General features: G+C 62.9%; 1 protein-coding gene. It reads right to left on the bottom strand.

Annotated elements, in window-relative coordinates:
• Nucleotides 1-256: zinc-binding dehydrogenase (locus C6558_RS39455; protein WP_158269027.1), on the bottom strand; the 256-nt coding region annotated here is incomplete at both ends.

Below are 256 nucleotides of genomic sequence, written 5' to 3'. Positions count from 1 at the left end.
AGGTAAGGCACGATGTCGTCGCCAACCTCCTTCGGATTGACGAAGTGGGTCATGCCAAAGCGTTCGCCCCAGGCCTTCTTGTCGTTGTTGAGATCGACGCCGATGATCATGTCGGCGCCGGCAAGCCGCAGGCCCTGGATGACATTGAGGCCGATGCCGCCGAGGCCGAAGACGATCGCGGTCGCGCCGATCTCGACCTTGGCCGTGTTGATCACCGCGCCGATGCCGGTGGTGACGCCGCAGCCGATATAGCAGA

Origin of the sequence: Ensifer sp. NM-2 (assembly GCF_003024455.1) — a bacterium.
Taxonomy (GTDB): domain Bacteria; phylum Pseudomonadota; class Alphaproteobacteria; order Rhizobiales; family Rhizobiaceae; genus Ensifer; species Ensifer canadensis.
Note: the sequence above shows the minus strand (reverse complement) of the source record. Positions and strands in the feature narration are given on the sequence as shown.